The sequence below is a fragment of the Serratia sp. NA_13 genome, from assembly GCF_052691735.1.
Genome location: NZ_JBQZFV010000009.1, coordinates 1 through 13,509, shown reverse-complemented (window position 1 = coordinate 13,509; position 13,509 = coordinate 1). Strand labels below are relative to the sequence as shown.

The 13,509-nt window shown below is 52.3% G+C and carries 15 protein-coding genes; 10 read left to right on the top strand and 5 right to left on the bottom strand.

Translation table 11 applies throughout. The features are described 5' to 3' along the window. Positions 1 to 43: 43 nt before the first annotated feature. Positions 44 to 568: a fimbrial protein gene (locus ACUTSU_RS13730; protein ID WP_445651704.1), complete on the bottom strand. Its 525-nt coding sequence runs from the start codon at positions 566 to 568 to the stop codon at positions 44 to 46. Between the two features lie 714 nt (positions 569 to 1,282). On the opposite strand from ACUTSU_RS13730, the gene ACUTSU_RS13725 reads away from it, so the two are divergent. The 10 genes from ACUTSU_RS13725 to ACUTSU_RS13680 all read left to right on the top strand — a co-directional run bounded on the left by ACUTSU_RS13725 (position 1,283) and on the right by ACUTSU_RS13680 (position 10,664). After that, entirely contained in the window at positions 1,283 to 1,639 is a 357-nt protein-coding gene (locus tag ACUTSU_RS13725) for a FaeA/PapI family transcriptional regulator (RefSeq protein ID WP_445651703.1), read from the top strand. A 55-nt stretch (positions 1,640 to 1,694) separates the two neighbouring features. Then, complete coding sequence (locus ACUTSU_RS13720) at positions 1,695 to 2,387, top strand: helix-turn-helix domain-containing protein (RefSeq protein WP_445651702.1); 693 nt, start codon at positions 1,695 to 1,697, stop codon at positions 2,385 to 2,387. A gap of 25 nt (positions 2,388 to 2,412) precedes the next feature. Then, positions 2,413 to 2,808 (top strand): hypothetical protein, encoded by a 396-nt coding sequence (locus ACUTSU_RS13715; protein WP_445651701.1) that lies wholly within the window; start codon positions 2,413 to 2,415, stop codon positions 2,806 to 2,808. After that, on the top strand, positions 2,805 to 4,415 hold the full coding sequence (locus ACUTSU_RS13710; protein ID WP_445651700.1) for an FKBP-type peptidyl-prolyl cis-trans isomerase N-terminal domain-containing protein: 1,611 nt from the start codon (positions 2,805 to 2,807) through the stop codon (positions 4,413 to 4,415). The genes ACUTSU_RS13715 and ACUTSU_RS13710 overlap by 4 nt, the downstream gene beginning before the upstream one ends. Positions 4,416 to 4,565: 150 nt before the next feature. Beyond that, a complete protein-coding gene (locus ACUTSU_RS13705) occupies positions 4,566 to 4,703 on the top strand; it encodes a hypothetical protein (protein WP_445651699.1) in 138 nt (45 codons plus the stop codon). A 433-nt stretch (positions 4,704 to 5,136) separates the two neighbouring features. After that, positions 5,137 to 5,721: a fimbrial protein gene (locus ACUTSU_RS13700; RefSeq protein ID WP_445651698.1), complete on the top strand. Its 585-nt coding sequence runs from the start codon at positions 5,137 to 5,139 to the stop codon at positions 5,719 to 5,721. A 49-nt stretch (positions 5,722 to 5,770) separates the two neighbouring features. Continuing rightward, positions 5,771 to 6,466 (top strand): fimbrial biogenesis chaperone, encoded by a 696-nt coding sequence (locus tag ACUTSU_RS13695; RefSeq protein ID WP_445651697.1) that lies wholly within the window; start codon positions 5,771 to 5,773, stop codon positions 6,464 to 6,466. Between the two features lie 15 nt (positions 6,467 to 6,481). Beyond that, a complete protein-coding gene (locus ACUTSU_RS13690) occupies positions 6,482 to 8,989 on the top strand; it encodes a fimbria/pilus outer membrane usher protein (protein WP_445651696.1) in 2,508 nt (835 codons plus the stop codon). A 21-nt stretch (positions 8,990 to 9,010) separates the two neighbouring features. After that, positions 9,011 to 10,078, top strand: coding sequence for a fimbrial protein (locus tag ACUTSU_RS13685; RefSeq protein WP_445651695.1), 1,068 nt, complete (start codon positions 9,011 to 9,013; stop codon positions 10,076 to 10,078). 49 nt (positions 10,079 to 10,127) lie between these two features. Then, on the top strand, positions 10,128 to 10,664 hold the full coding sequence (locus ACUTSU_RS13680) for a hypothetical protein (RefSeq protein WP_445651694.1): 537 nt from the start codon (positions 10,128 to 10,130) through the stop codon (positions 10,662 to 10,664). Positions 10,665 to 10,960: 296 nt separating this feature from the next. Here ACUTSU_RS13680 and ACUTSU_RS13675 read toward each other — a convergent pair whose 3' ends face one another. From ACUTSU_RS13675 to ACUTSU_RS13660, 4 genes are read right to left on the bottom strand one after another with little or no spacing between them, the layout of a single operon-like run. Next, on the bottom strand, positions 10,961 to 11,452 hold the full coding sequence (locus tag ACUTSU_RS13675; RefSeq protein WP_445654292.1) for a type VI secretion system baseplate subunit TssE: 492 nt from the start codon (positions 11,450 to 11,452) through the stop codon (positions 10,961 to 10,963). Then, positions 11,442 to 12,230 carry a type VI secretion system accessory protein TagJ gene (locus ACUTSU_RS13670; protein ID WP_445651692.1) on the bottom strand — a complete coding sequence of 263 codons (789 nt, stop codon included), beginning with the start codon at positions 12,228 to 12,230 and terminating at the stop codon, positions 11,442 to 11,444. Before ACUTSU_RS13670 ends, ACUTSU_RS13675 begins: the two co-directional genes overlap by 11 nt. A 45-nt stretch (positions 12,231 to 12,275) precedes the next feature. Continuing rightward, on the bottom strand, positions 12,276 to 13,058 hold the full coding sequence (locus tag ACUTSU_RS13665) for a TagK domain-containing protein (RefSeq protein ID WP_445651691.1): 783 nt from the start codon (positions 13,056 to 13,058) through the stop codon (positions 12,276 to 12,278). A 17-nt stretch (positions 13,059 to 13,075) separates the two neighbouring features. Then, on the bottom strand, positions 13,076 to 13,336 hold the full coding sequence (locus tag ACUTSU_RS13660; RefSeq protein WP_445651690.1) for a PAAR domain-containing protein: 261 nt from the start codon (positions 13,334 to 13,336) through the stop codon (positions 13,076 to 13,078). Positions 13,337 to 13,509: the final 173 nt, after the last annotated feature.

Genomic DNA, 13,509 nt, shown 5'->3' with positions numbered 1-13,509 from the left:
CGGGTTACCCCGCATGCGGCTCTTTATTCAAAAGCTTATTAACTTACTGGTATGCCAGGGTGAAATCAGCTACAGAGTTAAATTCACCTGGAGTGATAGCGGCAGAAGCGCCATCGCCCTGCAGGTGAGCAGAGAAACGCAAGGTTGCCTGACCATCTTCAAGCTCCTGTGGTTTACTCGCTTTACCTAATGCCAGCGTTTTTCCATCAACATCATTAATAGAAATACTAGCCCCGCGTGCGCTGCCCTTCATTGCGAGCATACCAGGCTGAGCATTAGACTCGGTTCCTTTAAAGGTCGTAGTCACGTTTTTGGCAGTGCTAATGTCACAACCAACCAACTTAATCAGGATATCTTGTGGCGTTGATTTCCCGCCATTTTTCAGTTGAGCCGTAGCAATGTCACCCAATTTTACCGTTTGGTCCAGAGTACCCGGATCAATAGAACATGGCGCATCAATGATAGAGCCTTTAAAAGTCACAGTGCCAGCACCCTGATTAGCTGCGTTAGCCATAGATACAGCACCAAAAGTCAGTGCTGCTGCCAGCATAATTTTGTTCAATTGCATTTTGTTATCCTTAATTCATTAACGATGATGAACCGGCGTTCAGACATCGACACTAATCCCCGCCTACTTTGTTATTCCCATAGCAGCAGGGCTCTATTACATTCATTAGAATATGAATGCATCTCACGCAAAACCTTTCTGCCAGAAATCTGGCAGATTAATGAATTGCATCAAATCAGTCCGTGTGTGTATTTCATATAATTCAAAGTAAGAAAAACCAAAATCTACCTTTCGAGAAAATCAAATAGATAGTCCGTTAATTTCTAGCGGTACACACTGCGAAAAAAAACGAGTTACACATCACAATTGAGCCCACCACGATGAGCTCAACTGAGAGAATTATTACAAAACAAAATTAATTTTAAAACGTAAAAAATTATATTCAAAAAAATACACGATATAACTCTTCGACTATATTAAATTTCTAATTTTTGCGATCTTTAATATCAAAAAAACAAAAACAACAAGAATAATATTCTGAAAAAAATCCATACACCAACATCATAGATCGCGCTTTCTAAATGTGCGTTATAATCATCTAAATAGAGGAGATTGTGAGCACCCATTAAGGGCCTTGCTGAAAAGCAATTGATTTATAAGCCTCATTAAAATCCATCACCGGAATATTATTAGCGTGGGAAGGATTATTCACGTTGTGGGTGATGGCCTAATTAAACTTGTAGCTATACAGGCGATGAAAGAAGGAGCCATGGAATGAATACGGTCTTTGAGCAAAGAATAGAGGGTTTGTCGCCGGTTGAGCTTCTGATTGAAGCCGTCACCCAATTGTGTGCCACACAACAGGGGCGAAACGCCTGCGCGCCGGAAACCTGGCCCAGCACACGTGATATTGCCGAAAACTGTGATTTCAGCATTTATAAGACGCGTTATTTATTGATGAAAATGGTGGCTAAAGGATGGATCCAGGTAACCCCGCGTCCGGTAAAAAATACGCTGCGTTGGTATATCTGCCCGGAAATAAACACCCAAGGCTTTTGTGGTAAAAAAGAGGAAGACCTCGCAAGCCATCTGAAAAACAGGCTTCCCACAGTCAACCCTGATGTCCCCTAAAAACCGCATGACTGACCAGTGTAGTCTTGCCTGGTGTTTAATAAGGAGAACAAACATGAAGTCCTATGCGACTATCTTGATTGTCGAATCCAATCAGTATTTTTCCCGTGGATTTATGCACGGGCTCTTGAAACATTTTGACAGCCTGGAAATCCCGATCATGTTTACCCACTCGCTTGTGGATAAATCGATTGCTGATGTGGTGTTTATGGCGGCCGAGTTGGAGGGCGCGCAGCTGCGTTATTTAGCTCAGCGTGAAACAGCCCCTCCCTATCAACATATCTATCTTTTTAAGGAAAGGCCGGCTCAGGCAGATAAAGTCCTATACAAAGCGCTGAATGGCATATTTTATCGCTATCAAAGTCTTGATTGGGCGGTGCAGATTGTGGCACAAGCGTTACGGAACATATCGGTTACCAAGACGCGTTATCGCCGGGCGAGACCTGCAATTCCTCTGACCGAACGGGAAAGAGAGATCCTGAGCTACTTATCCAAGGGGCAACGTTCCTGTGATATCAGCCGCAGGTTACGCATCAGCCAAAAAACAGTGAGCGGTCATAAGCGCAACGCCATGGAGAAGCTGGGACTCAGCCGTTCGTCAGATCTCAATTACTGGCTGTTGCATGGTGGAATAAATCAACTGGCCCACACAGCGTCACCCGGCGTACGACCGATGTTCGCTTACCGAGCATTTTCTTCTTCGCAACCTCATTTAATCCCTTCCCTGCCGCCACTGCGGGCGGAGTAAAACACGTATTTATCAGAGAATGACTATGCCTAACTGCACTGCCCTGTCCGTGTCACTGCTAATTTTCACCACACTGCTGAGTGGGTGCAAAGCGCCTGCCCGTCCTTCTGCAACCGGGACGACGCCAGCTTCCACATCAGCCGAACCACTGGTAGGACAGGAAGTGCAACGCCTGCGCCAATGTCAGCAACAATTAAAAGCGCTCAGCACGCTGCAAGACGCCAGTTACCCGGCCACCCAAGGCGCGTTTGATCGACTGATGCGTGGTGCCGCGCAATATGCAGGCTTGCGCACCAGTGTTAATGAAAGCACGCAGGACACCGTAGATGCCTTGTACCGGTATCGTGTGAACCTACTGTGCGCCCAAATCAATCAAGCCGTGCTCAATCGCCTGGCGGAACAAGGTGGAACGGCACCATGACTATTGGCCTCATCCCGTTCCCGCTGCGCAGCAGCCCCCTGATGCTCGGACTCATGATGGCGATTGGCCTGACCACGTCGGGCTCTGCGCTGGCGACGCCGAAGGCCGGTATCCCGGCGATCTTGCAATTTGCAGAACAATATCAGCAACAATCCACTGTGGATAACACCCCGAAAAAAGAAAAAGCGCCGGCTCAAAATAGCCACGAGGTCTCCGGAACGAATCCTCAGCTAAAAAAAAGCGTCACGACAACGACCCGCTGGCAAACCAAAGAAGCAGAGATCCAACGCCAACAAGGGACCATTGACCGCCTGGAGCGTGAGGTGGCGGCGCTGAAAAAGACCCTGGCGCTCAGAGCCTCCGCCCCGGCGGCCACCGTCGCCTCCCCGCCTCAACCGCCGGTGGATCTGCAGCAATGGGGGAAACTGGCCCAGGGCCTGCGCCAGGCACTCGCATTGACCCCCAATGAAACCCAGGCCCGAGAACGTCTGCGACTGGCTCAGCAACAGCAGATGCAAGCCCAGACCTTGCAAGATCGGCTGCAGTCAGAAAATCAGGCCCTCAAAACACGACTGTCGACCCTGAAAACACAGCAGCAGGTCGCCGTCACCGATGCCCAGGCCGACCTCAAAAACCGCTTGCAAGCAGCTGAACAAGACAGGGCGACGTTGCAAACCCATCTATCAGAAGCGCAAAACAGCACCCAGAGCCTGAACGCAACAACTGAAAACCTGAAGGCACAGTTGGCCAGGGCAAAAACGACCGAGGCAGAACTACGCCAAACACAAACGCAACAACAACAACAGCAGAACAAACTGCAACAACAACATACAACGCTACAGACCGAGCTGGACGCAAATATTACCCGCGTGGCCGATTTGACCGCGGAGCTCACGGCGTTGCAAAAGGTGGTACCGGCCAAAATCCAGGCCGAGAGCCTGAAACAGCCCTCGGTGCGGCAAGACTACGCGGCCGGTGTCTCTCTGGGTGAAGAAATTTTACAAATGCATGCTGAGCGCCAGCGTTGGGGGGTAAACGTCGATAAAAAAACGCTTCTGGCAGGGCTTATCGACACCTTCAATGGGCAACGGCAACTCGATGAGCCAGCCCTCAATCAGGCGCTGGCCGACTCGGAAAAACAAGTGACCAAGGCCAGAGAAAATGTTTTCTCAACCCAGAAAAAGCAGGGTGACGCTTATCTGGCCACGTTCAAAAAAGACAAGCGGGTGAAAACCACTGCCGGCGGGGCCTGGTATCGCATTGATTATGCCGGTGATAACCCGATCCCCCCTGATGCCACCCTGGATGTGGTCGTGAAAGAAACCCTGACCGATGGCACAGTCATTCAGGATATGGAGGCCAACGACAGCGTGTTGTCCCAGTCCCTGGCACAGTTCCCGCCGTTATTTGCCGATGCTCTGCGTCAGTTGAATAACCACGGTTCTTTAACCTTGGTGGTACCACCAGCGCTGGCGTACGGCGATAAAGGCTATCCACCAAACGTGCCGCCTAACGCGACCATGGTATATACGTTGCGCATTGCCGAAGTGTACCCCGCCACACAGAAAAAAAAGGCGACACCTGAAGCCGCATCGCCTTCCAGGTAAGCGTCTGCTGCCAGGAAGACCCGTGTTAAGCCGTTGACGTCTCCTATCCGTCAACGGCTATTTTTTAGCGCCGTCGATGATCTCATAAAACGGCAATTTATTGTGGAAGAGGCCAGGCCCTTCCTGTGTGACTGCACTAAGGATTTTTTTGTGAAAACCTATTACCACTCCCTGAAAGAAAAAGTCGCCACACATCCTTATACTCGCCGAGATGGTTGCCTGCTGGTTATCGGTGTCAGCCTGTTGTTTTGGAGTCTGGTCATCGCGAGCCTGATCTGGCTGTGGTAATACCTTGCCCCGCGGTGATGACACCCCAGCCAGGTAATGACGGTCACCGTGGGAGCAATTAAAGGAAATAAAAGAGATAGATTATTTTATATAAAATGTGACTCCTTCGTTTTACGCTAAACCGCCACACCCAAGAAACGAAAAGTTATAATAAACACCTTCTCGTCACGCCTTGTTTTTAAATGATATTTATCCGCGTTCGAATGCATTATAAAAATTTATATTTCTCGTTACTCTTTATCCCATATGAATTATCATGTTTTTACTGAGCCCGCATAGCGTTGCGCCTCAGTCATTCACCTTACGTAATATAGGAACAGTGATATATCCGTCTGACGCTCCCCGTGGGAAACGTAGACTGTCTTTACGGCGGAGCGCCTCAATATATACCTCATAGATACCTATAACTCACTATATGGAATTTGGAGTCAATATGGTTAATAAAATCCTGTCACTCTCATTATTGGCGGCCACACTCGGCTCAACCGGTGTTATTGCCGCAGATCAATCTGCCGGTGGCGTTATTTCTTTTTCGGGTGCCATTACGGACACCACCTGTACCATTAACGGTGGCAAAAGCGCTGACTTTACCGTCGCCCTCAGCCCGATTTCTGTAACCGATGCCGGGACCACCGTGGGCCCCATCACCAAAAACAAGAAGACCTTCTCACTCACCTTCTCCAACTGTGCACCTGCTGCGGGAACCGCCGGTGTCCCGCTCAAAATCTACTTCTCCTCCGCGGATACCATTTCCACCGACGGGAAGTACCTGCTGAACGATACCGTGAACGAAAACGACGCCAGCGTCGCGAAAAATGTCGGTTTCTCTCTGGCAAAAACCACCTCCTCTGCCCCGCTGGCGCTGAATCAGCCGCTGGTGACTGACCTGAAAGGCAGCAACGTCAGCCCGGATTCAGAAACGCTGACACTGGATGCGTATTATTACAAAACCAATGCCGAGGCAGCCAAAGTCGGGGCTTTACACTCTAACGTGACCTACACCATTTCTTACCTGTAATTGAACTGTCAGCCAGGCTCAAAGGATGAGCCTGGCTATCGGGAGCCTTATGATTAAAAAAATCCTCCTCGCCGGGTGTATCCTGGGGGCGGCCCCTGCCTCGGCCAATGTCGTGATCAATACCACCCGCGTGATTTATCCGGAAGCCCATAAAGACGTTGTCGTACAATTGATCAATAACGGTGATACCCCGTCCCTGGTGCAAACCTGGATCGACGCCGGCGATATGAACTCCACCCCCGAAACCGCCAACGTGCCTTTTTTATTGTCCCCCCCCGTGGTAAAAGTTGCCGCCCAGGGTGGCCAACAATTACGGATAAAAAAAACGGGCCCTCGCCTCGCGGCCGACAGGGAATCGGTATTTTATCTGAACGTACTGGATATCCCGCCGGTACCGGAAAATCTGCAAGGGCAAAATACACTGCAACTCGCCGTCAAATCCCGAATAAAGCTGTTTTATCGTCCCCGCGATCTGAAAATAAAACCCGATGCCGTGGCCGACAATATTGCGTTGTATCCGCGCGGTGATCTGCTCGTCATCAAAAACGACGCCCCCTACCATTTCACCCTGGCAAACCTCACCCGTGGCACACAGCAGAATCTACTCACCGATGCCGTCATGGTCGCGCCGTTTTCGACCGCCACCATCCCGACGCGTGAGCCGATCAAAGCCAACGAGCACCTGACGCTGAAGTACGTTGACGACCTGGGTGCGTATCAAGAAAAAGCCATCACGTCTCATTGATGAAGGGAAGCCATCATGACTATCACCCACGCATTCGCTTCGCGGCTGGCGCTGGCGTTCCTGCTGCTCGTAAATCGGGCAGCGGCCGTCGAGTTTGACACCCGCTTACTGGCCGGCAGCTCGTCGCAGGCCGATCTGTCACGCTTTTATCGCCACACCGACCTCCCGGTCGGGCCCCAGACACTTGATGTGTATGTGAATGACAGCTGGAAAGGGCGCTTCACCCTGCACCTCGGCGAGTCGCCTGAACAGACCACCATCAGCGCGCGCGACGCCGCAGCGTTAGGAATAAACCTCTCCGCGTGGGAAACGGGCCCGACGCGCGTGACGAATCTCCCCTTGGGCGACCTGGTGCAGGGCGGCAGTGTCCGGCAGGAAACCGACACCCTCAGCGTCAGGCTGTTTGTGCCACAAGCCCATCTCCTTCGCGCGGAAAGCGGTTATGTGGACCCGCAGTTTTGGCAACAGGGTGAGCCCGCCCTGCTGTTCTCGTACAATACCACCTACTACCATTCCCGGTTCCAGACCGGCAGCCGGGGCACGCAGGATGACCTGTATGCCGGACTCAACGCCGGCGTGAATCTGGGAGGATGGCAGTTTCGTGACAACAGCACTTTTTCACATTATTCCGGTCGCGACAGCCACTGGCGGAACAACACCCGCTATGTGCAACGCGCCTTTTCCTCCCTGACGTCGACACTGACCGGGGGCGACTTCTATTCACCCAGCACCCTGTTTGACTCGATCCGCCTGCGGGGGGTATCGCTGGCGTCGGATATGAGCATGCTGCCCAATGCGCAACAGGGCTTCGCGCCCGTAGTCCACGGTGTGGCACAGACCAATGCCCTGGTGAAAGTCGTGCAAAATGGCAATGTTATCTACCAAGAGAATGTCCCGCCCGGCGCCTTTACTCTCGACAGTATCCAACCCACCGGCTCCGGGGGAGATCTGCGGGTGATTGTGAAAGAAGCCGACGGCAGCGAACAGTCCTTTAGTGTGCCGTTCTCGTCTGTCCCCAACATGCTCAAGCAAGGGATCGCAAAATACGGGCTGCTCGCCGGCAAGGTCAACCAAAGCAACACCCGGTACGATCCCGATTTTTTCCAGGGGACCCTGCAATACGGTGTGAATAACCTCGTCACCGGGTATGCCGGCGCGTTGATCAGCGAGGATTACCGGGCCTGGTTGTTAGGCAGCGGCTGGAACCTGCCGATAGGCGCGGTGTCGGTGGATCTCACCCAGGCCGACACCCAACTTCCCGGCCGCCGGGAGCGCGGGCAAAGTTATCGCATCGCCTACAGCAAATTTCTCGACACCACCGCAACCAACTTTACCCTGGCGGCCTATCGCTATTCGACCCAGGGGTATTATAGTTTTTCAGACGCCATTTACAGCCATGAAGGTTTTCGCCAGCTTGCCGAACGGCCACACGACCTCTTGGGGCGTCCCGGCAGCGAACCACTCGAACAGCTGGATATGAATACGCTGGACGCTCTGCGTTCCGCCCGCCCCCGTAACACCTTTACGCTGAGCCTGAACCAGCGGCTCGGGGAGAACCTGGGTACAGCCTTCTTTTCCGGCACCCAGCGTGATTACTGGAGTGAGCAGGGCAACAGCCGGGAATACCAATTGGGTTACGCCAACGCCCTGGGCAAGGTGGATTACGCGCTCTCGGCCAGCCGCGTCCGCAACACCGAGCATCAGGAAGAAACACGCTTTTACCTGTCGCTCAATGTGCCTTTCGATGCGTTCGATAATACCGCCTACCTGAGCAGCAGCCTGTCGATGACGGACAGCCATTATCAACAGAGCCAGCTCAGCGTCAGCGGCGTGGCCGGTGATGCCAACCGGCTGAGTTATACCCTGTCCGGTGCCAACCAGTCCGGCGGGAACAACATGGCCGGCGTCAACGCCGACTACCGGACGACGTTCTCCACACTCGGCGGTTCCTACAGTGAGGCGACCGAATACCGACAGGCCGGCTTAAGCGCCCGCGGCAGTCTGGTGGCCATCCCCTGGCATCTGCTGCCCGCCAACGAAATAGGGCACACGCTGACGGTAATCGAAGCCCCGCAGGCCGCCGGGCTGATGGTGAACGGAGACGAGAGTATTGTCACCAACCGGGACGGGCTGGCCCTGGTGCCCTATGCCACCCCCTATCGCCAAAATACCCTCACGCTGTCCGATACCCAGGACGCGTCCGGGGCAGAGATCGTCAGCAACATTGGCCATACCGTGCCGTTCTACGGCGCCGTTAACCGGGTCACCTTTGACACAGACCGTCGTCAGTCCACAACGCTGACCGCCACCTTCCCCGACGGGACCCCCTTGCCCTTCGGGACTGAAGTCGTGGATCGTACCGGTGAGCCCGTGGGTTACGTTGGTCAGGCCAGCGTGCTGTACATCAAGACCGAACAGGCGCCCACGCACCTTGAGGTCAAACTCAACAAACGCGACGCGGGCCACTGTGTGATCACCCTGACGCCGACGGCTGTGAACGCCTCAACGGCCATTTGCCGCTGAGCCCCTGTGAGTGAGGTCATTATGAAAACCATCTATTTCTTCTCCCTGATCCTGGCCGGCCTTTATACCACTGACAGCCAAGCGGCCTGCTACGGTAACCCGCTGGGGACCGCACGCGCCATTGGTATTGATCTGTCGGACAAACTGAGCGCCAACACCCCCGAATGGTCTGGGCAGATCCAAACACAATTCACCGGTAATTTTGATTGCAATACGCGCAACAACCGACTCGGCTATTTCTCTCCCATCGCCGACAGCGCCCGTAACACACTGATCGTCGGCTTTGGGGATGGCAAACACTGGGTGAAGCTCCAAACGTCGGCCCCCGAGAAAGAGGAGATCACCCTCGCAGAAAGAGGGGCACACTCTGCCTCCGAGCTCAACATCGGCTACACCCTCAAGGCGACTCTGGTTAAACCGTCCGGCTCCACGACGGCCAAAAACAGTTACCGCATTGATAACTCGATGATGGTCTCCGATTGGACCGGTATGTCCCTGTGGGAAATCATCACCTGGCCAATCACCCAGGCAGGCAAGTTTTTATCCTGGCTGGCAGGCAATGGCTGGCCGGTGGACCAGCGGGACATGTATATGCAACCCTTAATGATTACTTATACCCCCCGGGCGACTACCTGCCAGTTTGAAAATGCCGGCCTGGCCGTCCAGTTGCCCCGGTTGGGCGTCGCCCAGTTGACCGGCAACCAACCGGGCTATACGCCGTTCACCCTGAATATGCGCTGCGACAACCGACTGGAGAACGGGGCCTCCGACAGGAAAATTGAGATGTTCTTGTCAAGCAACAACCTGTTGGCAACAGACAACAGCGTAATGATCGACACCAGCGCCGGTTCTGCCAAGGGCGTCGGGATCCGGCTGGCGCAAGCCAGTGCTCCCGGCATACCGGTGCGCCTGTCTGCGTCTGCCACCCACCCGGCTAACGCCACGTCGCTGTTTAACGTCACAGCCGGCAGTCCCTTGGAGGCCCGTTTCACCCTCAGCATGGGGGCTTACTATTATCCCTATAACCTCGCGTCCGCTGGAAAAGGAAAAATCAACACCAGCGCGACGCTCAATATTATTTATGAGTAACTGACACCACTGCGGACACCGTCACTGGGTAGGTAAGAAGGACATTTAAATGAGTGAACCCACGCAAATCGGTGTGAAAGTCGACAAAGCTTTAAAAGATGAGGTGGATGCTATTCTACGGGGATTAGGGATAAAACCGACTACGGCGATAGTCGGTCTTTATCATTATATCGCGCAACACCGGGAGTTGCCGTTCATCATTCATACGCAGGTCAATAAACCCAGCACCCTGCAACGTCATTTGTATATGGATTTCACGTTACTGAAACGCCTTCTGCAGGCGTTCTATGTCACCCGAGAACGCGGAGGAATGCTCAAAGACGAGGAGTTTGCGCTCTTAACCAATGTGCTGCGCGAATTCATCACGAATTTTCGGCAGACCGAGAAAGCCCGTGAGCCGGGGGATAATGCTTTCCATATGGACTGGACAAAAGCGTTTAACGGCGCTAAGCGGGCACTTTATGTTCTGGATGCCTACTTCCAACCTGACACCCCGCAAGGAGATACGCTGGACGAGAGTGGGATGATAAAACTGGCCCTGGCCTTGAAAATGCTCCACGACGCGGAAACGGGCACGACGCCCTGACACACCCTAAACCGCCCTCAATAAAAATGAGGACGGTTTTTCTCCCTACAGGATTAAAAATAGTAACGCAACCTGCTATTATTAATATGGCGATGTTTTATTTGATAAAATTGACACCAGCAGGTTAGTTTGTCAAAAAGTACGGCTAATTATCGATGGGCAAGCATGCCAAGCTAATACTTGGCAATGTTCTCCTTCATCTGCTCCGCCAGATCCAGATGTTTGAACATCATATGCGCGGTTCCCTTCTGAGATCGCCCGTCAGTGCATATCCTGAGTAGTGTAGTTGGTGCCTATTATGGATACAGCGTCACACCCGCACTGTCCGTTTCAATGTCATAACGTGCCCCGAGAAAGAGATCGAAAGGCTGCGGATCCCATTTAACCAACGCCCGAATTTCAAACTGAATAATACCATTGCAAGCAGGGGACTGCGTGTCCCCCAGTAGCGTAATGATGATAGAGTCAGCGATAAGACGCGGCTCAAAGCGGATTATGGCCTCACGGATCATATGTTCCAATACGCCCCAAGAGCGCAGCGTTGCATAGCCACCGACTAGCGGCGAAATACCGAAATTAATCACCGATGCCGCGGTATCTCTATGACGCACCTTATCCAACTGATCCTCCATATTCGCCGTATTGAGAATATCAGCAATATTGCGTTGTATTAGTGTACGCATCGTGCGGGCATTAAAGTGATAACGATCCCAAGTTTCAATCTGTTTTCGTGGTTCATCATCCAAAAGGCGCTCCAGTAAACAAGGCAGGAAAGGTTTACGCTTCATGTTCACTTTCTACCCTGTTAAAAGTGATGTTTCCTGCCTCAAACAATGCGCACTCCCCACCGCTACTCATCCACATTTTACGCCCATTACCCACATATCTTTCCGATCCCTGTAGCTGCCACTGGGTTTGTGAGCCTGTTTTAAACTTATGATCTTTTTGCTCCATCAAAGGATAACGGGCCGGAATGAACCCATGTACTGGTTTATCCAGCATAAGCGTGGCAGGTGCCCACACCAAATCTAATAATCCTAAGGGGGGATTAACCACTAACGCATTAATACCTGATAAGGGTACCCAGCGATAACCACCAGCACAGATAAACTCGCAGATCGGCCCCAGTCGATCATCGCCATCTGCGAGCCAGGTAAATTCGCCCAGCGCCTCGCAATGCCCCGCACTCATAGGCGCATTTTCCAGCGCCTGTAACCGACATGCTTCCCCCCTTTCGTCCTGGCCAGCAGCATAAAAAGCATTCGCACGATGCAATTTTTGCATCCAGTCAGGCAGCGTGCCGTCCAGCGAACAGGCCTCACGTCTACCAGACAACACACTGTCCCGAAGACGCTCGCTAAATATCAGATTTTTATACAGCTCAACCTGACGTTGCGTCTCAGGGGCAATTTTTAACAAAGTATCGAGCTGCAGCAGTGCGCGATCCCATTCAGCCTGGAAACAATAAAATTTAAACAATTGCAAACGTGCTTCAATATTACCGGGTTCGCTTTTTATCCAACGAGAAACCCCGGAGACCCAGTCCTCCAGTTCCTGTATATCCATTCCTATCGTAACTCCAGTTTGCTCCATCCTTTTTCTCCAATATGGTTATAAATGGCTATCTAACCCCAGTTTATAAAGCTCGCGATAAAGTAATTCCGAAACATCCCAACGTTCAATTCTCGATAAATGTTCGGGTGCCAGCTCGATTAAAATATCAGGCTGCTTCTCTTCAATAATTTCCGCTTGATCCAGAGCCATCAGTTCTGTCAACACGCGTTCAATCAAGGAGCCTTCGTTAAAGATGCACTCCGACAACGTTTTATTTTTAGAGCTTTGGATCACGTGTTCCAGGTAACTATCGTGAGCAGGCAGTGAATTCTTCTGCTGTACATCCTGAGAGGTAAAAGTTCGGCTCTGATCACCCCAAAGTAAATAACGTTTATATTCACTACCGAGTTGCTTTAGCACATCACCCTGTATTTTTTCGGTGATAGCTGAAAGGTCAGATACCTCCCAGGGCGTATAGTGGCCACCGTGCATAAGCAGGGTGTCGAGATCAGGCAAATCAGGATCGTCCAGTAGCGGTGGGGTACTCTCTGATATAGACGTGACACGAAAACGAAAATGTCCCACCTGAATTACCATACCCATACGTAGCGGGTATGCTACGCCCGGCTGCAGATGCTGAAAGTCAATCACACTCTGATACTCGTCACTATGGCAAGTCATGACACAGTCAGGATCACTCCACCCGAACCGTAAGAAACCCCGCCTCCCTTCAGGCTTTTCGTCAACAAACTTACCCTGGCGCAGGCAAAAAAAATCTGCCTGCTCTGGTGCCAGGAACTCGCGCAATCGGTGATTCACCCCCTGCCAGGGCCAGTCCATCTGCAATTGCACTAACGTCAACCAATCAATACGTTGCCTGAACCGCAAGTAATGCTTGCGCCACAGGATGTCGTATCACCTAAACGTGCGGCGGGCGAACCATTGATAAACACCGTGCCTGAACCACTCGCGACCACTGATGCCCCATGCAGGCTGCAAGCGGCAACACTTATACCCACTACCCCCGCCGGAATACCGTTGATGAAAACGTTGGGCGAACCACTAGTAATAGCTCCGCCGTGCGAAATGGCATCTCCTATTCTTGCTGCTGGCTGCATCGTATTTCTCCTTATTACAGCTTGAAATGACCCAGGGTCGTAGTACCTGGGTCGTTTGATATTTTAAGGTTCCGGCGTCTGGCTTTCCGTTGGGGTCGGCGTCTCCGTTGGGGTCGGCGTTTCCGTTGGGGTCGGCGTCTCCGTTGGGGTCGGCGTCTCCGTTGGGGTCGGCG